Raw genomic sequence first — 18,925 nt, forward strand, 5'->3', positions numbered from 1 at the left:
CTGGAAATTGGGTAGTGGCACTGTCTAATCTGGATAGCGTCACTATCCAACTATGGAGACGAGACTACCGTGCCCACCCTTCCCTGGGTCACCCCGCACCCGGCGGGTCCCGAGACCACCCACGCCTTCGTCATGGCCTCCCGCTTCGAGGTGCGGTCGCTGAAGGACGTCCCGCGCTTCCTCCTGAAGTCCCTCTCCGCCTGGGGCCAGGTCCGCAAGGCGCCCGGCGCCCTCGGCGCCTCCCTGGAGGCCCGGCCGTTCGGCAAGGTCTTCTACACGCTGTCCGCGTGGGAGAGCCGGGACGCGCTCCACGCCTACGCCCGGACCGAACCGCACAGGAGCGTCATGACCGGCCTGCGCGCGACGATGCGCGACTCGACGTTCACCTTCTGGGAAGTGCCCGTCGACGGGCTGCCGGTCGACTGGGACGACGCCAAGCGCCGCATCGAGGCCCAGGCGCGGGCCGCCGCCCCGGACGGGCGCGGCCCCGCCCGCTGAACGCCGGCCCGGTCCGGACGGGTGCGGCGCGCCGGGAAGCCGTGCCCCTGGTGACCACCCGTCCTCATCCACGGAGCGCCCCGTACGCGAAGCGACCGCACCCCCGCCGGAGCCCGCCCCGAGCGCGTCCGCCCCGCCGGGGCGCACTCCGGAGCGGCGTCCGGTTCCGGGGCGCCATGGCCCCGCCCGTCGCCCGGGCAGGGCCGGGGCGGACCGTGGCGGCGATCCCCGGCTCCCCGGCTCCCCGGCGACGCGGCGCGCGGGGGCCGGCGGACCGATCCCGTCGAGTGGCGGCCCACCGGGGCCGACGACGGCAGCGGTGACGTCACCGGCTGCTTCCACGAGGCCCACCGCGCCCGCGCCACGCCCACCACCGGCCTCGCCGCCGGCGTCGAGGCGGCCGATCCGCCGGCACACCCGCTCGCGGACACGGGGACGCTCCCCGCTCGACGGCGGCCGGATCGCCGTACCCCTGCGCCCCCTTCGGCCGATGACGCCGCGGCTGGAGGGGGCCCGGCCGGCTCAGTCCGTCAGCCGGCCGCGCAGCCACTCCTCCACCGCGCCCACGTGCGCGGCCGCCGCCGCCCGCGCCGCCTCCGGGTCGCGGGCGGCCAGGGCGCGGTGGATCGCGGCGTGTTCGCGCCGGGTGCGGGCGAAGGCGCCCTCCTCCTGGTAGCCGCGCCAGACCCGGGCCCGGAAGGTGCGCGAGGACAGGCCCTCCAGGATCGCGGCCATCGTCCCGTTCCCCGCCGCCGCCGCGATCTCGCGGTGGAAGGCCAGGTCGTGGGCGAGGATCTCCTCCGGATCGTCGGTGGCGTTCATCGCCGACAGGTGCTTCTCGACCTCGGCCAGCCGTTCCGGGGTGATCCGCGCGGCGGCCAGCGCGGTCGCCGTCGACTCCAGGACGCGGCGCACCTCCAGCAGCTCGACCAGGCGCGGCCCCCGGGACAGATCGGCCACCACGCCGAACGTCTCCAGCAGGTCCCCGGCCTCCAGCCGGGTGACGTAGATGCCCGAGCCGTGCCGGGCCTCGACCATGCCCAGCACCGTGAGCGCGCGGATCGCCTCCCGCATCGAACTGCGGGAGATGCCCAGCCGGACGGCGAGTTCACGCTCGGTGGGCAGCCGCTCGCCGGGCTCCAGTTCGCCCTCCCGGATCATCGCCGTGATCCGCTCGATGGCGCGCTGCGTCACCGTGCCCTTCTGTGGGGCCGTCTCCTCCACGCCACTCCTCCACTCACCCGGTCCGCCGCAGTCTAACGACGGGAGTGGTCAGACCACTACGGGACAAAGACCGCGGAATTTCCGCGCAAGGGCTGTTGTGTTCGCCGAGTGGTCTGATAAATATGCGGCCGTGCCCCGGACTGACGCCCTACCGTCCCCGTCGCCCACCGAAAGGTCCTCCGTGCCCCCGCGACCCGCCCGCATCACCGCCGTCGACACCTACGACGTCCGGTTCCCCACCTCGCGCGAACTCGACGGTTCCGACGCGATGAACCCCGACCCCGACTACTCGGCGGCCTACGTCGTGCTGCGCACCGACGCCGCCGACGGGCACGAGGGGCACGGGTTCGCGTTCACCATCGGGCGGGGCAACGACGTCCAGGTCGCCGCGATCGAAGCGCTCCGCGGTCATCTCGTCGGACGGTCCGTCGACGAACTCTGCGCCGACCCCTCCGTCCTGAACCGCGACCTGACCGGCGACAGCCAGCTGCGCTGGCTCGGACCCGAGAAGGGCGTGATGCACATGGCGATCGGGGCCGTCGTCAACGCCCTCTGGGACCTGGCCGCCAAACGCGCGGACAAACCGCTGTGGCGCCTGCTCGCCGAGGCCGACCCCGCGTGGCTGGTCCGCCAGATCGACTTCCGCTACCTCACCGACGCCCTCACCCCCGAGGAGGCCCTCGCCCTCCTGCGCCGCGGCCGGGATGGCGCCGAGGAACGCACCGCCCTGCTGCTGGAGCGCGGCTACCCCGCCTACACCACCTCGCCCGGCTGGCTCGGCTACGACGACGGGAAACTCACCCGGCTCGCCGTGCGGGCGGTCGCCGACGGTTTCCGCCAGATCAAGCTCAAGGTCGGCGCCGACCTCGACGACGACCTGAGGCGTTGCCGGGCCGCCCGCGCGGCCGTCGGACCGGATGTGCGCATCGCGGTCGACGCCAACCAGCGCTGGGACGTGGACGAGGCGATCCGCTGGACCAAGGCCCTCGCGGAGTTCGACCCGTACTGGATCGAGGAGCCCACCAGCCCCGACGACATCCTCGGCCACGCGGCCGTCCGCCGCGCCGTCGCCCCGGTGAAGGTGGCCACCGGCGAGCACGCGCAGAACAGGATCGTCTTCAAGCAGCTCCTCCAGGCCGGCGCCCTCGACATCGTCCAGATCGACGCCGCCCGGGTCGGCGGCGTCCCCGAGAACCTCGCCGTCCTGCTGCTCGCCGCCAAGTACGGCGTCCCGGTGTGCCCGCACGCCGGAGGGGTCGGCCTGTGCGAACTCGTCCAGCACCTGTCGATGTTCGACTACGTGGCCCTGACCGGAACCACCGAGGACCGGGTCATCGAGTACGTCGACCATCTGCACGACCACTTCCTCGACCCGGTGGTGATCCGCGACGGCCACTACACGGCGCCCCTCGCGCCGGGGTTCTCCGCCGCCGTGCGCCCGGAGTCCCTGGCGCGCTACACCTATCCCGACGGCGACTTCTGGGCCGCCGACCCGGACACGCAGCAGGAGAAGGAGCGGACCGCATGAGCGACTTCGAGGGCCTGACGGCCCTGGTGACCGGCGGCGCCTCCGGCATCGGCCGGGCCACGGCGGACCTCCTGGCGGAGCGCGGCGCCACCGTGGCCGTGCTGGACCTCGACCCGTCGACGGTCGCCGAACCCCTCACCGGACACCGCGCCGACGTCACCGACGACGCCTCGGTGCGTGCGGCGGTGGCCGCCGCCGTCGACGGCCTGGGCGGCCTCGACGTACTGGTCAACAACGCCGGCGTCGGCGCCCAGGGCACCGTGGAGACCAACTCCGACGAGGAATGGCACCGCGTCTTCGACGTCAACGTCCTCGGCATGGTCCGCACCGCCCGCGCCTGCCTGCCGCACCTGCGCGCCTCCGGGCACGCGGCGATCGTCAACACCTGCTCCATCGCCGCCACCGTGGGCCTGCCCCAGCGGGCCCTGTACAGCGCCACCAAGGGCGCCGTGTACTCCCTCACCCTCGCCATGGCCGCCGACCACGTCCGCGAGGGCATCCGCGTCAACTGCGTCACCCCGGGCACCGTCGACACCCCCTGGATCGGCCGGCTGCTGGACGCGGCCGACGACCCGGCCGCCGAACGCGCCGCCCTGGAGGCCCGCCAGCCCACCGGCCGCCTGGTCCCGGCCGCCGAGGTCGCCGGCGCCATCGCCCACCTGGCGAGCCCGCTGTCCGGCGCCACCACCGGCACGGCCCTCACGGTCGACGGCGGCATGCAGGGACTGCGGCTGCGCCCGGAGGCCCGGTGAACAGCCGCCGGCTCGGCCGCAGCCGCGTCGAGGTCACCGCCCTGGCCCTCGGCTCCGCCGGCATCGGCAACCTGTACACCGAGGTCGGCGAGGAGGCGGCGCACGAGGCGGTGCGGGCCGCCTGGCAGCGAGGCGTCCGTTACTTCGACACCGCCCCGCACTACGGCATCGGCCTGGCCGAACGCCGCCTCGGCGCCGCCCTGCGCGAGCACCCGCGCGACGCCTTCACGGTCTCCACCAAGGTGGGCCGCCGCCTCGAACCCTTTGACGCCGGCGGCGACGACCTCGCCCACGGCTTCGCCGTCCCCGCCACCCACCGTCGCGTCTGGGACTTCAGCGCCGAGGGCGTACGCCGCACCCTGGAGGCGAGCCTGGAACGCCTCGGCCTGGACCGCGTCGACGTCGTCTACCTCCACGACCCCGACGACCACGCCGAACAGGCCTTCCGCGAGGGTTACCCGGCTCTGGAGAGACTCCGCGCGGAGGGCGTCGTCGGGGCGATCGGCGCCGGCATGAACCAGACCGCGATGCTCACCCGCTTCGTCCGCGACACCGACGTCGACGTCGTCCTGTGCGCCGGCCGCCACACCCTGCTCGACCACAGCGCCCTGACCGACCTGCTGCCCGCGGCCCTGGCACACGGCACCTCCGTCGTCGTCGGCGGCGCCTTCAACTCCGGCCTGCTCGCGGACCCGGGGCCGGGAGCGACGTACGACTACACCCGGGCGCCCGCCGAGTTGCTGGACCGCGCCCTGCGGCTGAAGGAGGCCGCCGAGCGGCACGGCACCACCTTGCGCGCCGCCGCCCTGGCCCACTGCGCCGCCCATCCGGCGGTCGCGAGCGTGCTCGTCGGCGCCCGCTCGGCCGCCGAGGTCCACGACTGCGCCGACCGGTTCACGGACCCGGTGCCCACCGCCCTCTGGCGGGAACTGCGCGCCGACGGCCTGCTGCCGTCCGAGGGGGAGCCGGCGTGACCGTCGACGCGCACCACCACGTCTGGGACCTGTCCGTCCGTGACCAGGACTGGCTCACCGGCCCCGGACTGCGGCCGCTGCGGCGGAACTTCGGCCTGTCCGACCTCGCCCCCGAGGCGAGCGCTGCCGGTGTCGACCGCACCGTCCTGGTGCAGACCGTCACGGTCCCCGAGGAGACCCCCGAACTGCTGGCCCTCGCCGAGGCGCACGAGTCGGTCGCGGGGGTCGTCGGCTGGACCGACCTCGTCCGCCCCGACATCGCCGACGAGCTGGCCCGGCTGCGGGCGTTGCCCGGCGGACGGTACCTGAAGGGCGTCCGCCACCAGGTGCAGGGCGAGTCCGACCCCGGGTGGCTGCTGCGCCCGGACGTCCGGCGCGGACTCGCCGCCGCGGCCGACGCCGGTCTGGCCTACGACCTCGTGGTCCTGCCGCACCAACTGCCGGCCTGTGCGGCGGCGGCCGCGTCGCTGCCCCGGCTCACCTTCGTCCTGGACCACCTGGGCAAGCCGCCCGTCGCCTCGGGCGCGCTCGAACCCTGGGCGTCCGACGTCCGCGCCCTGGCCGCGCTGCCCAACACGGTGTGCAAGCTCTCCGGCCTGGTCACCGAGGCCGACCGGGACTCCTGGACGGTCGACGACCTGCGCCCGTACGCCGACGTCGTGCTGGACGCCTTCGGCCCCGGCCGGCTGATGTTCGGCTCGGACTGGCCGGTGTGCACCCTCGCGGCGTCGTACGGCGACGTCCTCGCCGCCGCGCGGGAGCTGGCCGACGGCCTCGACGCCGCCGAACGCCGTCAGCTCTTCGAAACCACCGCCACCCGCGTCTACGACCTCTGAGCCGTCCCCGTCAGCCGGGTCGGCGGCAGGAACTCCCGCACATACGTCCGCTCCCAGCACGCGCCCGTCTCCCGCAGCTCCCGCCACGTCGTGTAGCGGTAGCGGAAGAGGCGGGCGCGGATGTGCCGGGGCGGCGCGTCCGCGGGGAACGGGGAGCGGCGCAGCAGCCTCAGCGTGTCCCGGTCGCCCTCCAGCAGACGCTCCACCAGCGCGCCGAACCAGGGACCGGCGTACGCGGGCGACAGCGCGGCGAACCACATCAGCCAGTCGAGCCGCAGGTGGTACGGCGCGAACTGCCGCGGCCAGCGCCGCGGATCACCCGGCTTGCCCTTGAACTCGTACTCCCGCCAGCCGGAGTCCTTCCGGGGCGCCTCGTCCGCCGTCCCCTCCACGACCACCTCGTACCGGATCCGGCTGACGCTGCCGAACGCCCCGTAGGTGTTGACCAGGTGCAGCGGGTCGAAGGAGCGGTTCATCACCTGGCGGCGGGAGAGCATGTTGCGGACCGGCCGGTGACCGAGGCCGAGCAGCAGCGCGGACACCGCGAGGACGACCACCACGTACCACAGCGGCGCGTCGGGCACCGCCGGCGGATCGGAGGGGAACGCGACCGCCGGCAGGGCCAGCACGATCGTGATCCAGTTCAGCCACGCGAAGTTGCCGGACAGCACCAGCCACAGCTGGGTGACGATCATCAGCGAGGCGGCCACCGAGGCCACCGGCTGCGGGGCGAACAGCAGGAACGGCACGATCAGCTGGGTGACGTGGTTGGCGGCCACCTCGATCCGGTGCAGCGGCTTCGGCAGACGGTGGAAGAACCAGCTCAGCGGCCCCGGCATCGGCTGGGTCTCGTGGTGGTGGTCCAGGCAGGTCAGCTTCCGCCAGCACGCGTCGCCGCGCATCTTGATCAGACCCGCGCCGAACTCCACCCGGAACAGGACCCACCGCAGCAGGAACAGCACCACGACGGGCGGCGCCACCTCGTCGTTGCCGAGGAGGACGGCCAGGAACCCGACCTCGAGGAGCAGCGACTCCCAGCCGAACGCGTACCAGGTCTGTCCCACGTTGACGACCGACAGGTACAGCGCCCACGGCGCCAGCCACAACAGCATCCCGCCCCACAGCGGAAGCAGCGAGTCCAGCCCCGCCAGCAGCGCCGCCGACACCGCGCAGCCCGCCCAGGCGCACACCGCGAAGAACCGGTCCGAGTAGTGCCAGTGGAACAGGCTCGGCGACCTCCTGAACGGCACCCGCTCCACGAAACGCGGCACCGGCAGCATGCCGCGCTCCCCGATCAGCGCGCGGAACTGCAGCGCCGCCGCCAGGAACGCGACCAGATACAGCCCGGCCAGCGCCCGTTGGAAGACCAGCCGGCCCGTCCAGTACTCGGATGCGGTGAACCACTCCACGGCCGCGCTCCCTCCGCCTCGTCCCGCCGGGGCCCTTGTGACTCTCCGTATACCACCGGGCGGGCCGCGCAACCCGCGGGCGGAGGGCGCCCAGCGGTCGAAGAATCGCGTGAACCCTGGCAAGGTGGGCCCATGGCTGATCGGGGAGCGAGCCCCCTGTCTCTCCCGGACGACTGGCCGGACCACCCGGACCCGATCCTGGCGCTCAACCGCATGGGCGGTTTCGACTGGGACCTGGGCGCCGGGGTGATGCAGATGGACGCCCAGGCGCACGAGATCTTCGACGTGCGCCCCGGCGAATACGACGACAGGCCCGAGTCCCTGGAGAGCCGGGTCCCCTCCGGCGACGCCCTGCGCCTGGACACCGTCGTGTCACAGGCGCTGAAGGACGGCAGCGAGAACTACGGCGCCTACTTCCGCGTCCGCCGCCGCGACGGCTCCCTGCGCTGGACCCACACCCAGGGCTACATCCGCCGGGACGAGAGCGGCCGGCCCCGCCGCATCATCGGCATCGTCCGGGACGCCACCCAGGAGCTCGGCGAGAGCGAGGCCAGGCGCGAGCAGGCCGCCCAGGAGGACGTCCGCCGCCGGCAGACCAACGTCGTCCAGCTCACCACCGCCGCCCTCGCCCATGCGCGCACCGTGCAGGACGTCATCGACGTCCTCAAGGACACCCACGGCCTCACCCATCTGGGTGCGACCAGCCTGGTGATGGGGCTGCTCGAGGCGGGCAGGATCCGGCTCGTCGCGGAGGGACCCGAGGGCAGCCTCATACCGGGCACCGAGGTCACCGGGATCGACGAGCCGTATCCGATGAGCGAGGCGGTGCGCACCCTCAGCCCGTGCTTCATCGATTCACCGGAGGAGTTCGCCGAGCGCTATCCGCAGCTGTGGCAGGGACTCACCGGCCTGCACATCACCTCGGCGGCCTATCTGCCGCTGATCGTCCAGGCCCGTCCCATCGGCGCGATGGGGCTGCTCTACAGCGACCGGCGCGGTTTCTCCGCGGAGGAGCGCAACATCCTCGTCGCGCTGGGCAGCAGCATCTCCCAGAGCATGCAGCGCGCGATGTTCTACGAGCAGGAGATGGACCTCGCCCAGGGGCTGCAGCAGGCCATGCTGCCGCGCACCATCCCCAGCGTGCCCGGCGCCGACCTCGCCGTGCGCTACCGCGCCGCCACCATCGGCGGCTCCCTCGGCCGCGACATCGGCGGCGACTGGTACGACCTGATCCCGCTGCCGGGAGGCCGGGTGGGCGCCGTCATCGGCGACGTCCAGGGCCACGACACACACGCCGCCGCCGTCATGGGCCAGCTGCGCATCGTGCTGCGCGCCTACGCGGCCGAGGGCCACCCGCCGGCCACCGTGATGGCCCGCGCCTCCGTCTTCCTGGACGAGCTCGACACCGACCGCTCCGCGACCTGCCTCTACGCCGAGGCCGACCTGGCCACCGGCGTACTCCAGATGGTCCGGGCCGGCCACCTCGACCCGCTGGTGCGCCGCACCGACGGCTCCTGTCGGCGCGTCCCCGTCCCCGGCGGGCTGCCGCTCGGCCTGTCCGCGGAGTTCGGGCGGCTCGACTACCCGGTCGGCACGATGGAGCTCGACCCCGGCGACACCCTGCTGCTGTGCACCGACGGCCTGATCGAACAGCCCGGCGCCGACCTCGACGACGGCATGGAGACCCTCTCGGCGCTGATCGCCGTCGGCCCCGACGACGTACGCGAACTCGCCGACCGGCTCATCGACGTGGCCGAGGAACGCGGCGGCGGCGACGACGTGGCGCTGCTCCTGCTGCGCCGCCGCGCCCTGGACAGCGCGCGGCCCGGCGGCCGGCTCAAGCGGCGGGTGACGCCCGGTGATCCGGAGGCGCTCGCCGAGACCCGGCGCGCGATCCGCACGGCGGTGGGCGCCTGGGACGCGGGGGACCGGGCCGACGAGATCGAGCTGGTCGCCGACGAGATGATCACCAACGTGCTGATGCACACCGAGGGCTCCGCGATCGTCACGCTCCGGGCCCTCACCGGCGGCGAGCGGCGCGTACGGGTGGAGGTCGAGGACTCCTCCAGCGCCCTGCCGCGCCGCCGGGAGGCGGGCGAGTCGGGCGTCTCCGGGCGGGGCCTGCTCCTGATCGAGACGCTCACGGACGTATGGGGCGTGGAGGCGCGCGGCGGCGGCAAGTGCGTGTGGAGCGAGTTCGTGGTGGCGAAGGGCCCCGACCCGGCCTGAGCAGGCGCGGGCGCCGCACCGCGTGGAGCGCGTGCCGTCCCGGGAGCCGGCCGGGCCCGGAGCGCCCCCCCGGACGACGGCGCCCCGGACGGCGCTCCCGACGCGTGCCGGGGCCTTCCGGGGCCGGGAGGAAGGGCGGTCTGCGGGCGTACGGCCGCGGCGCCGAGGTCTGCCGGGTGCGCGGGGACGCCGTCCGCGGCCCCTCACCGGGGCTCCAGCGTCACCAGGCTCTCGTCCTTCGCCGTGCGCACCTCGTAGCGGGCGATGTCCTCGGGGTGCATGGCGGAGCCGCCGAGGATCGTGTGGGGGCGGGCGTCGTGACGGGGCACGCTCCAGCTGGTCACCGTCTCCTCGGAGCCGTCCCGGCCGATCGCCACCAGACGGCAGGCGCGAGGGCCGGCGCCGTCCTTGACCTCGATCTCCATGGCGCTGCCCCAGGCCTCGTCCTCCGTGGTCACCTGCGCCCACACCCCGGACCGCTCGTCGGTCGCCGCGATGCGCACGGCGCCCCCGCCGTCGGCCCGTGCCATGATCGCGACCGCCGGCGCGGACACCGCGAGCACCACCGAGGCGGCCAGCGCCAGCAGCAGCCGGCGACGCCCCGCGCGGTTGCGGACCGCCACCTGCGACAGCAGCCGGTCCAGCATCCTCGGACCGGGCTCGGCCAGCGGGTGCACCAGCCGCGGGGTGGAACTCCGGTACAGCATCAACTGGCGTGCCACAGGGCCGAATTCGGTCACCTGGACGGCGCACCGGGGGCACTCCATGAGGTGGTCCTCGAAACGGAACGCGTCCGCCTCGTCCAGCACGCCGAGCGCGTAGGCGCCGACGTCGCGATGCCTTTCCAGGGACCTCATGCCGAATCCTCGTGCCGTTGGGTGCGGGTGGGGTTACTCCTTGCTCCCACCGGTACGCACCAGGCGGCCGAATCACTCAAGCGACGTGCCGAATCGTGACCAAGGCATTCGGAGCCGACCGGCCCGCGGATTGGTCGGATCGGCGAGGAACCTAAAAAAGATGGAGGGCGAGGTGACCGAGCGGCAGCCCGAGCTGCCACGCCGGCGTCCACACCTTGGGTCCCTCGTCCTCGCCGGTCACCGCGCCGCCGCCCGGCACCGCATTCAGATCGGGCGCCAGCAGCTCCGTCTCCCGCAGCCAGCGCCAGGCCTCCCGGGCGAGCTCCAGGTCCGGGTCCGGCGCGTTCCGGCCGTCCGCGGACAGGTCCCGCAGGCGCCCCCGCACCCACTCCTGCCACGGCTGGTCGTACGCGGTCAGGGACAGCCAGGTCTCCATCCGGGTGATCACCCGGATGCCGGACAGCTCGCCGTCGGTGTCGGACAGGAACACGGTCAGCGCCAGCGCGTCCCGTCCCGCGCGGAACTCGACGGACGTCGGCGGCATCAGATCGCCGCTGCGCAGTAGTTCGTCGGCGATGTACTCGGCGTACAACCAGGCCATGGGGACGGTCAGTTCACCGTCACCGGTGCCGTCCGTGCTCTCTCGGCCTCTGTGCAGCATCCCTTCCTGCCTTCCTCCGGTGCGTGCGCGTCGCCCGAACCCGGGCCCCCGGTCCGGAACACGGATGAGGACAGCCGATTACTCAACCGGGGTGGTCGGCAAGGCGCTTTACGGAGGTTTGACCCGACGGCCGGTTTCACCGCATGTCGGAGGCGTATCCGGGAAGCACCCGGCGCAGGGCGCGCAGCGCGTAGTACGCGCGGGACTTCACGGTACCGGGTGGGATCCCGAGGGCCGTCGCGGCTTCCGCCACACTCGCCCCCCGGAAGTACACGAGCACCAGGACTTCACGGTGCTCCGGAGTGAGTGTCTTCACAGCCTCGCGGACATCGAGCGCGGCCGCGGCCCGCTCGGCGTGGTCGGAGATCACCCGGGCGTTCTCCAGGACGGCGTCCCCGACCTCGGCCGGCCGGGCCTGCCGGGCCCGTCGCGCGTCTATGGCGAGCCGCCGTCCCACGGTGAGCAGCCAGGGCCGTACGGAGTCGAAGTTCTCGGCGCGCAGGGCCTCGGGGTGCTGCCAGGCGCGCACCAGGGTCTCCTGGACCAGATCCTCCGCGCGCTGCCGGTCCCCGTCGCAGAGCCGGAGCAGCAGCGCGAAGAGGGGCCGGCCGTGCTCGCGCTGCAGTGCGGCGAGCTCGTGCTCGGCGGTCGTCCCGTTCATGAGTGTGGTTCCGGCCGTCATGGCCGTATGGCAACGCACGGCGTGACGCGGGGACAGGGCGTGCACAGGAGCGTGCGGCGGACGGTCGATCGCGTCGACGAACGGTTCGACGAACGGTCGAGACGGCCGTTCGCGCACGCCGGACGGCCTAAAGAGCGTGTCGCAACGGTGCCGGGAGCGAGGAGGCTTCTTACCTGTTCATCCATAAATGTGACCACAGCGGGGTGAAATGATGATCACGCGCAGTCGGCAGGTGGCCCTGGTCCTGACCGTCGTCCTCGCCGCGGGCGCCGCCTGTCAGGCCCGTGACCACCGGCCGCCGGAACCGGGGCCTTTGGCCCCTTCGGCGACAGGGCCCCGTGGCTTCACTCTGGTCGCCTCGGGGGACGTGCCGGCCCACGAGGCGATCATCGAACGCGCCCGCTACGACGCGGGCGGCGCCGGGTACGACTTCCGGCCGATGCTCTCCGGTGTCCGCTCCGTCGTCGACTCCGCCGATGTGGCGTTGTGCCACATGGGAACCGTGTACGGCACGGGCGGCGACCCCACCGGCCACCCCCTCTTCGCCTCCCCGTCCGAGGTGGCCCGAGGCCTCGCCGCCACCGGCTACGACAGTTGCTCCACCGCCTCCGGCCACTCCCTGGACGACGGCGCCGAGGGCATCCGCCGCACCCTGGACGCCCTCGACCGGGCCGGTGTGCGCCACGCCGGCTCGGCGCGCACCGAGCGGGAGGCCCGCACGGCGACCGTGCTGCGCGCGGGTCCGGCGCGGGTCGCCCACCTCGCCTACACCGATGCCGCCGACGGCCTCCCGCTGCCGCCGGACGAGCCCTGGGCCGTCGGCCTCGCCGACGAGGCGCGGATCGTCGACGACGCGCGGGCCGCCCGGGAGGCCGGGGCCGATGTCGTCGTGGTCTCGCTGCACTGGGGCACCGAAGGGCAGGAGGCCCCCGACGAACGGCAGATCGCCCTCGCCCGCTCGCTCACCGCCTCGACCACCGGGGGCCGCCCCGACGTCGACCTGATCCTCGGCACCCACGCCCATGTCCCGCAGGCCTACGAGAAGGTCAACGGCACCTGGGTGGTCTACGGCCTGGGCGACCAGATCGCCGGTGGGACGGCCGACCACGAGGGCGTCCGGGACCCGCGCGGCGGACAGTCCACCCTGGGCCGCTTCACCTTCGCCCCGCCGAAGCGTCCCGGCGGACGCTGGGAGGTGGCCCGGGCCGAGTTCGTCCCGCAGTTCTTCGACGTGGACGCCGGCCGGGTCGTCGACCTCAACCGGGCGCTCGCCCGGGGCGCCGAGGTGCGGTCCGTGCGCGACCGGATCCGGAACGTGGTGCTGAGCCGGGGCGCCGCGCAGGACGGGCTCGTGATGGGGGAGTGAGGACCGTCAGCCGAGGTCGACGTGGTCGAGCGCCGTCAGCAGTCCGCCCAGCACCCGCAGACAGGCCGTCACGTCGGCGTCCGTGAGGTCGCCGCCGACCTCCCGCAGCAGCAGGTGTTCGCGCTCCAGGACGGCGGAGATCGCCGCGGAGCCCTTCGCGGTCGGACGGATGAGCGACGACCGCCGGTGGGCGGGGTTCGGGACGGCCTCCACCAGGTCCTGCGCCGCGGCGTCGTTCACCATGCGCTGCACGAACTGCCGGCTGATCGCCTGCGCCCTGCCCATCTGCGGCACGGTCATCGGCCCGTTGCGGTGCAGCAGGGTCAGCACGGCGCGTACGCCCACGGACAGGCCGTCGGCGGTCAGGCCCTGTTCCACGCTGCGCTGGGCGCGCCGGTAGAGGGGGCCGACCAGGTCGTACACCTCGGTGAGGCGGCGGCCGAGCTCGTCCGGGGGGAGTGGGGCGTCCATGTCCTTCATCCCGCCATCATGACACCCTGGTTGCCAAAGCCAAGTCAACATGACACCTTGGTTGTCATGACTGCTCCTTCGGATCTGCGCTTCTTCCCCTCCGCCGACGGCGATCTCGCCTACCTCGACACCGGGACCGGCGACCCGGTGGTCCTGCTGCACTCCGGCTTCGCCGACCACCGGGTCTTCGACGCCCAGATCCCGGCCCTGGCCGCCGAGCACCGGGTGATCGCACCGGACGTCCGCGGGCACGGCGCCTCGGCCAACGCCACCGGGCCGTTCCGCTGGGCCGACGACCTCGCCGGACTGCTGCGCCACCTGGACGCCGGTCCGGCCGTGCTCGTCGGTGTGTCGATGGGTGGCGCCATCGCCACCGACACCGTGCTGGAGTACCCGGAGCTGGTGCGCGCGGTGGTGGTGTGCGGTGCGGCCACCAGCGACTTCCAGTACACCGACCCCTGGGTCCGCCGGGTACAGGCCGAACAGGCCGCGGCCCTGGGCACGGGCGACGTGGAGGGCTGGCTCACCGCGTTCCTGCGCCACGTGCCCGGCAAGCACCGCACCGCCGCCGAGGTCGACCCGGACATCCTGGGCCGGCTGCGCGAGATGGTCCTGGGCACCCTCGCCAAGCACACCCCGGACGAGGAGGACCACCACGTGCCCATGACCGACACCTGGGTCCGGGTCCCGGGGATCGGCGTTCCGGTGCTCGCCGTCAACGGCGCCCTCGACGCCCCCGACCTGATCGCCGAGGCGGAGCGGCTCGCCGGCGCCGTCCGCGACGGCCGCTCCCTGATCATCGACGGGACCGCGCACTACCCCAACCTGGAGCGGCCCGAGGAGCTGAACAAGATCCTGCTGGACTTCCTTCGCTCCCTCCGGTCCCGCTGACGGCCCGCCGGCTCCGCACGCCGGCAGGGGCACCCGAGGCGGACCACCGCCACGGTCGCCGTGCGCTCCGGCAGCAGGTCCCGGCCGATGAACCGGCCGGCCGGCTCGCCGAGCACCGCGGGCCCGGCCGTGCCGTCGGCGACCGGTTCCCGTGCGGGTGAGGAGGACGGCGCCGATCGCGGTGAGCCGCCCCACACCGAGGGCGCGCTCCGGCCGGGCGCCTCACCTCTTCGCGATCCGCACACGGCTGACGGGCGATCACGGTGCCGCCGGGGCGCCGCCGACGGAGGAGAGCGCGGACACGTCCGTACGGGACTACGGCACCACCGTGACCGGCCACCGGCCGGCCTTCACCAGCCGTACCGCGACCGAGCCGACGAACCGGTGGCCCGCCTGCTCGGAGGCGCCCACCACCACCGCGTCCGCCATGAGGTCGTCGGCCGCCCTCACCAGTCCGTTGTAGGGGTCGCCGCGGAAGGTGTGGAACTCCCAGCGGATGTCGAAGATGCCCTTGATCCGCTCCATCGCGTCCCTGACCTGCGCCACCAGGTCCTCGGCCATCTCCTCGGCCGTGTCGGCCACCGGCGCGCCGAGCGCGGCTGCCGCGGCCTGCACCGGCTGCACGTACACGAGGGCGAGCAGCGCGCCCTGGCGGCGGGCCAGCCCGGCGGCGTACGCCGCCGCGCGCAGGGAGGAGTCGGAGCCGTCCACGCCGGCCACGATCACCTTCGGGCCGTCCGTGCCCCGTTCGAACCGATGGGACCGCTGTTCCGTCACGGCAGCGAGGCTATCGGAGTCCGGCGCCCCGGCCCCCGGCGCGTCCCTCGAGGTCCGTCGCCCGCACTGCGCCGGCCGGGTGAAATCGTGCCGCCACACCGGTGTCGCCGAGGTGCGCCGGGTCTCCACGGGGCGACTGATGAGTCATGCAGAAGGATCATTTGCCGACCCGGCGCCGGGCGCTGCTCGCCGGCGCCGTCTCCCTGGGCGCCGCCGGTGTGGCCGCGGCGTTCGTGCCGGGCACCGGGGAGAGGACCGCGCCCGCACCACCGCCGGCCGCCGGCGCCCGGCCGGCCCGCCGCCCGCTCAGGCCCTCCGAGTACCGTCTGAGGCCCCTGACCGGCTACGGCCCGCCGCGCACCCCGCACGGCAGGACGCCGGTGCGGCGCGAACCGCTGCTGCGCGTGCCCGAACACGGCCGCACCATGGTGCTGAGCTTCGACGACGGACCCGACCCCCGCTACACCCCGCACATCCTCGACACCCTGGCCCGGTACGAGGTGCGGGCGATGTTCTTCGTGTGCGGGGAGATGGCGGCCGGCCACCGGGACCTGGTGGCCAGGATGGCCGACGAGGGGCACGTGGTCGGCAACCACACCTGGACCCACCCCCTGCTCACCCGGCTGCGGCGGGCCCGGATCCGCTCCGAGATGGAACGCACCAGCGACATCGTCGAGAAGATCTGCGGCGAGCGTCCCGCGTGGTTCCGCGCGCCCTACGGCGCCTGGAACCACGCCGTCTTCCGGCTCGGCGCCGAACTGGGCATGGAATCGCTGGCCTGGACGGTGGACACCCTCGACTGGACCGAGCCCGGCACCCGCACCATCGTCGAGCGGGTGGCGGACGGCGCCGCCCCCGGCGTCGTGGTGCTCTCGCACGACGCCGGGGGCGACCGCTCGCAGACCGTACGGGCCCTGCGCACCTATCTGCCCGGCCTGCTGGACTCCGGGTACCACCTCACCGTGCCCCGCCGGCAGTACGTCTGAGCCGGTCCCGCCCGCCCGGCCGCGGAACCGCTCAGCGGGCCCCGGCCAGGCGGGCGAAGACGACCACGTTCCCGTCGTAGCCGCTCTGCGGGGAGAAACCGCCGCCGCAGGTGATGACCCTCAGTTCCGCGGTCCCCTTGGAGGCGTAGACCCGGTCGCCGGGGAAGTCGTTCTTCGCGAAGACCTCGACGCCGTAGATCTCGAACACGACGGTCCTGCCGTCCTTGCGGGTGACCTCGACGCGGTTTCCCTTCTGCAGCGCCCCGAGCCCGTAGAACACGGCCGGTCCCTGCGCGTTGTCGACATGGCCGACGACGACCGCCGTGCCCTTCTCGCCCGGTGAGACGGCGCCGGTGAACCAGCCCGCCAGATTGGGGTCCTGGGGCGGCGGCGCGTCCACCCAGCCCTCCGCGTCCAGGCCCACCGGGACGACGGGCGCGTCCACCTGGATCGCCGGGATCACGACCCGGTCCGGGACCGCGTACGGCAGCGGTCGCACCGCGTCGGCCGTGATGCCGCCGGGCGTCCGGCTGCCGGCGGCGGCCGCGGCGGCCGGCTGCGGCGGGCCCTCGTCGAACTCCCCCGAGCCGTTCCGGATGAGCGCGAGGCCGGTGAGCAGGACCAGCGCTATCACTCCCCACGGGGCACGCCTTTTCCGCCGTGCCTCCCATTCTGCTTCGGCCGGCTCGAAAGCAGACATTCGCCTTCCCCTCTCGACACGGCCGTCGCCGTACCACTCGCGCATGACGAAAACGCTAAATGCCGCACGCGCGACCGGCGACGGGTCGGCGGCGAACGGGTGGCTCCGGCGCGACCGGGTGCGCCATCCGGGGCAGTACCGGACGAAGATTTTCTGACGGTCCGTGACCTGCGGTGATATCCCCTCTCGGGGTTTTCCGCACGGGGTTCGCCTCACCGGTACGGACCATTCCCGAAATGCGGCCGTGCGCAGGGCAACTGAGGGTCTTTCCGGGAGGCGTTTTCTCGCCGATCGACCGGGAACGGGACCCGGGGCGCCTTCCGCGGAGGATCACATGCGCAATTCACGTGCCCTGGCGGCCGCCGGCGCCGCGGTCGCCGTCCTCGGGGTCGCCGCACCGGCGGCCGTCGCGGACGGCGGCCGGGTGCCCAACCCGTCCAACATCGTCGCCCTGCCCGGCGTCATCGCCCGTGGCGGCCAGCTGACCATCACGGTCGACGGCTGTCCCCACGGCGGCACGGCGACCTCCAACGCCTTCCCCCGGACGAATCTGACGCCCATCAGCGGCGCCAACGACACCTCGAGGGGCACCGCCACCGTCGACGAGGACGCCCGTCCCGGTCCCTACGACATCACGGTCCACTGCTCCGGCCGGAGCCTGACCCGGCCGGCCGCCTTCACCGTCATCGGCGGTGTCCGCGGCGGTATCGGCGGCAGCAGCACCAGCGGGGCGACCCCGACCGACATGGCCATCGGCGGGGCCCTGGTGACCGCCGCGGTCGTCGGCAGCGGTGTCTTCTGGACGCGCCGCCGCGCCGAGAAGCGGATCTGAACCGCTGTTTCCCCCGGACCGCCGTTTCGCAGGAGTTCGCACGCCGCTCGCCCCGGATCCCGCGGGATCCGGGGCCACGCTCCGCTCCCCGCGGGCGGTGTCAGCCCCCGACGTGCGGGAAGAGCCGCAGGAACGGGTCGGCCGACGCGGCGAGGCCCCGGCTGTAGGGGGCGTCGAAGTCCCAGATGAGGAAGAGCAGGAAGGCGATCAGCGCCGAGAACAGCCCGGCGAGGACCATCTCCCGGGCGGTGCGCCGGATCTGCAGCGCGAAGATCATCCCGATGGTGACGACGGCGCCGGAGATCAGCCCGAACCACACCACGCCCGGCATGGTCTCCCCGGTCGACTCGGCCCGTGCGCTGCGCGCCTGGTCGGCGGCGGCCACCTGGTCCACGAGCGGCTGGTATGCCTGCGCCTCGAAGTCCGTCCGCGGCTGGTAGTCGGTGACGTCCCGGCGGACGCGGTCGAGGAGTTCGGCACCGCGTCCGGTGACCTGTCCGTCGTCGGCCATGGTCCGCCACTCGGTGGTGACGACGTGTCCGACATAGGCGTTGACATCGTCCCGGATGCGGTCACGCACCTCGGTGGGGTAGACCCGGACCCGCTCCGAGATCTCGTGCAGCGCCACCGCCTCCGCCCGGACGTGCTCCTGGGCGGCGCTGCGTCCCTCCCAGACGCCGGCGATGGCGAGACCCAGGACGATGGCGTACACCACACCGATCCACATCGTCATGTACTCGATGACGTCCGGGGTCTCGCTGGGATCCTCGTCGTCGGCCGCCCTGCGGTGCCGTACGAGGGTGATGACCACCACGACGACGCAGGCGGCGAGCATCGCGAGGGTGAGAACAAGCCATTCCGGCAAGAGGTGCCTCCAGGAAGGGTCGGGGCGGTCCGGGCCTCAGCGCGGACGCAGCGCGGCGACGGCGACGACGGCGGGCGTCGTGATGAGCAGGACGAAGGTGAGCGGCGACGTGGCGCCGCGGGAGGGCCGCCGGGCCGGGGCCGCGCGGTGGCGCGGGTAGTGCACGGGCGCCGCGGACGGCCGCGGCTTCGGTGTGACCGACGGCGTCGGGGCCGGTGAGGGCGGTGGCGAGGGGCGCGGGCGCGGCGGCGGGGTGGGAGCCGGCGTCGGACGGACGACGGGCGGTGCCGGACGGGCGGCCGGCGGGGGCGGCTCGGCCGGCGGGGCCGGACGGGGCGTCGGCGACGGTGGCGGCGGCGGTGCGGTCGGCGTGGGCTCGGGTGGGGG

20 protein-coding genes are annotated in these 18,925 nt (G+C 73.8%); 10 read left to right on the forward strand and 10 right to left on the reverse strand.

Annotated elements, in window-relative coordinates:
- Positions 1-69 precede the first annotated feature (69 nt).
- Positions 70-498 carry a DUF3291 domain-containing protein gene (locus ADK41_RS32735; protein WP_030836212.1) on the forward strand — a complete coding sequence of 143 codons (429 nt, stop codon included), beginning with the start codon at positions 70-72 and terminating at the stop codon, positions 496-498.
- A 522-nt stretch (positions 499-1,020) separates the two neighbouring features.
- Here ADK41_RS32735 and ADK41_RS32740 read toward each other — a convergent pair.
- Positions 1,021-1,722 (reverse strand): FadR/GntR family transcriptional regulator, encoded by a 702-nt coding sequence (locus ADK41_RS32740; RefSeq protein WP_030836214.1) that lies wholly within the window; start codon positions 1,720-1,722, stop codon positions 1,021-1,023.
- 181 nt (positions 1,723-1,903) lie between these two features.
- Between ADK41_RS32740 and ADK41_RS32745 the strand changes: the two genes are divergently transcribed.
- Genes ADK41_RS32745 through ADK41_RS32760 form a run of 4 tightly spaced genes read left to right on the forward strand, consistent with a single transcriptional unit; the run spans position 1,904 to position 5,812 of the window.
- Positions 1,904-3,250 carry an enolase C-terminal domain-like protein gene (locus ADK41_RS32745; RefSeq protein WP_030836216.1) on the forward strand — a complete coding sequence of 449 codons (1,347 nt, stop codon included), beginning with the start codon at positions 1,904-1,906 and terminating at the stop codon, positions 3,248-3,250.
- Positions 3,247-4,002: an SDR family NAD(P)-dependent oxidoreductase gene (locus tag ADK41_RS32750; protein WP_030836217.1), complete on the forward strand. Its 756-nt coding sequence runs from the start codon at positions 3,247-3,249 to the stop codon at positions 4,000-4,002. The genes ADK41_RS32745 and ADK41_RS32750 overlap by 4 nt, the downstream gene beginning before the upstream one ends.
- Positions 3,999-4,976 (forward strand): aldo/keto reductase, encoded by a 978-nt coding sequence (locus ADK41_RS32755; RefSeq protein WP_030836219.1) that lies wholly within the window; start codon positions 3,999-4,001, stop codon positions 4,974-4,976. Before ADK41_RS32750 ends, ADK41_RS32755 begins: the two co-directional genes overlap by 4 nt.
- Positions 4,973-5,812, forward strand: a complete 840-nt coding sequence (locus ADK41_RS32760) for an amidohydrolase family protein (protein ID WP_030836221.1) — start codon at positions 4,973-4,975, stop codon at positions 5,810-5,812. Before ADK41_RS32755 ends, ADK41_RS32760 begins: the two co-directional genes overlap by 4 nt.
- Here ADK41_RS32760 and ADK41_RS32765 read toward each other — a convergent pair.
- Positions 5,800-7,221 (reverse strand): lipase maturation factor family protein, encoded by a 1,422-nt coding sequence (locus ADK41_RS32765; protein ID WP_030836222.1) that lies wholly within the window; start codon positions 7,219-7,221, stop codon positions 5,800-5,802. The genes ADK41_RS32760 and ADK41_RS32765 overlap by 13 nt on opposite strands.
- Positions 7,222-7,353: 132 nt before the next feature.
- On the opposite strand from ADK41_RS32765, the gene ADK41_RS32770 reads away from it, so the two are divergent.
- A complete protein-coding gene (locus ADK41_RS32770) occupies positions 7,354-9,450 on the forward strand; it encodes a SpoIIE family protein phosphatase (protein ID WP_030836225.1) in 2,097 nt (698 codons plus the stop codon).
- A gap of 203 nt (positions 9,451-9,653) precedes the next feature.
- Here ADK41_RS32770 and ADK41_RS32775 read toward each other — a convergent pair whose 3' ends face one another.
- The 3 genes from ADK41_RS32775 to ADK41_RS32785 form a co-directional block, all read right to left on the reverse strand.
- The gene (locus ADK41_RS32775; protein ID WP_030836228.1) at positions 9,654-10,307 is read right to left on the reverse strand and encodes a zf-HC2 domain-containing protein; all 654 of its coding nucleotides are present in this window, start codon (positions 10,305-10,307) and stop codon (positions 9,654-9,656) included.
- A gap of 151 nt (positions 10,308-10,458) precedes the next feature.
- On the reverse strand, positions 10,459-10,968 hold the full coding sequence (locus tag ADK41_RS32780) for a hypothetical protein (protein WP_030836230.1): 510 nt from the start codon (positions 10,966-10,968) through the stop codon (positions 10,459-10,461).
- A gap of 136 nt (positions 10,969-11,104) precedes the next feature.
- Positions 11,105-11,650, reverse strand: coding sequence for a sigma-70 family RNA polymerase sigma factor (locus ADK41_RS32785; protein WP_030836232.1), 546 nt, complete (start codon positions 11,648-11,650; stop codon positions 11,105-11,107).
- A gap of 211 nt (positions 11,651-11,861) precedes the next feature.
- On the opposite strand from ADK41_RS32785, the gene ADK41_RS32790 reads away from it, so the two are divergent.
- Positions 11,862-13,016 carry a CapA family protein gene (locus tag ADK41_RS32790; protein ID WP_030836235.1) on the forward strand — a complete coding sequence of 385 codons (1,155 nt, stop codon included), beginning with the start codon at positions 11,862-11,864 and terminating at the stop codon, positions 13,014-13,016.
- A gap of 6 nt (positions 13,017-13,022) precedes the next feature.
- Here ADK41_RS32790 and ADK41_RS32795 read toward each other — a convergent pair whose 3' ends face one another.
- Positions 13,023-13,496, reverse strand: coding sequence for a MarR family winged helix-turn-helix transcriptional regulator (locus ADK41_RS32795; RefSeq protein ID WP_030836237.1), 474 nt, complete (start codon positions 13,494-13,496; stop codon positions 13,023-13,025).
- 57 nt (positions 13,497-13,553) lie between these two features.
- Here ADK41_RS32795 and ADK41_RS32800 point away from each other — a divergent pair, with 57 nt between their 5' ends.
- Positions 13,554-14,378 (forward strand): alpha/beta fold hydrolase, encoded by an 825-nt coding sequence (locus ADK41_RS32800; RefSeq protein ID WP_030836240.1) that lies wholly within the window; start codon positions 13,554-13,556, stop codon positions 14,376-14,378.
- 315 nt (positions 14,379-14,693) lie between these two features.
- Here ADK41_RS32800 and ADK41_RS32805 read toward each other — a convergent pair whose 3' ends face one another.
- Positions 14,694-15,155: a universal stress protein gene (locus ADK41_RS32805; RefSeq protein WP_030836242.1), complete on the reverse strand. Its 462-nt coding sequence runs from the start codon at positions 15,153-15,155 to the stop codon at positions 14,694-14,696.
- Between the two features lie 146 nt (positions 15,156-15,301).
- Here ADK41_RS32805 and ADK41_RS32810 point away from each other — a divergent pair, with 146 nt between their 5' ends.
- Positions 15,302-16,141, forward strand: coding sequence for a polysaccharide deacetylase family protein (locus tag ADK41_RS32810; protein ID WP_030836245.1), 840 nt, complete (start codon positions 15,302-15,304; stop codon positions 16,139-16,141).
- 31 nt (positions 16,142-16,172) lie between these two features.
- On the opposite strand, the gene ADK41_RS32815 is transcribed toward ADK41_RS32810, so the two are convergent.
- Positions 16,173-16,841, reverse strand: a complete 669-nt coding sequence (locus ADK41_RS32815) for a class F sortase (RefSeq protein ID WP_030836247.1) — start codon at positions 16,839-16,841, stop codon at positions 16,173-16,175.
- A gap of 334 nt (positions 16,842-17,175) precedes the next feature.
- On the opposite strand from ADK41_RS32815, the gene ADK41_RS32820 reads away from it, so the two are divergent.
- On the forward strand, positions 17,176-17,673 hold the full coding sequence (locus ADK41_RS32820) for a hypothetical protein (protein WP_030836250.1): 498 nt from the start codon (positions 17,176-17,178) through the stop codon (positions 17,671-17,673).
- 100 nt (positions 17,674-17,773) lie between these two features.
- Here ADK41_RS32820 and ADK41_RS32825 read toward each other — a convergent pair whose 3' ends face one another.
- Both ADK41_RS32825 and ADK41_RS44000 read right to left on the reverse strand, forming a co-directional pair.
- Positions 17,774-18,538, reverse strand: a complete 765-nt coding sequence (locus ADK41_RS32825; protein WP_078662213.1) for a DUF4239 domain-containing protein — start codon at positions 18,536-18,538, stop codon at positions 17,774-17,776.
- Between the two features lie 36 nt (positions 18,539-18,574).
- Positions 18,575-18,703 (reverse strand): hypothetical protein, encoded by a 129-nt coding sequence (locus ADK41_RS44000; RefSeq protein WP_037805300.1) that lies wholly within the window; start codon positions 18,701-18,703, stop codon positions 18,575-18,577.
- Positions 18,704-18,925 lie beyond the last annotated feature (222 nt).

The sequence above is a fragment of the Streptomyces caelestis genome (genome assembly GCF_001279005.1).
GTDB lineage: Bacteria > Actinomycetota > Actinomycetes > Streptomycetales > Streptomycetaceae > Streptomyces > Streptomyces heliomycini.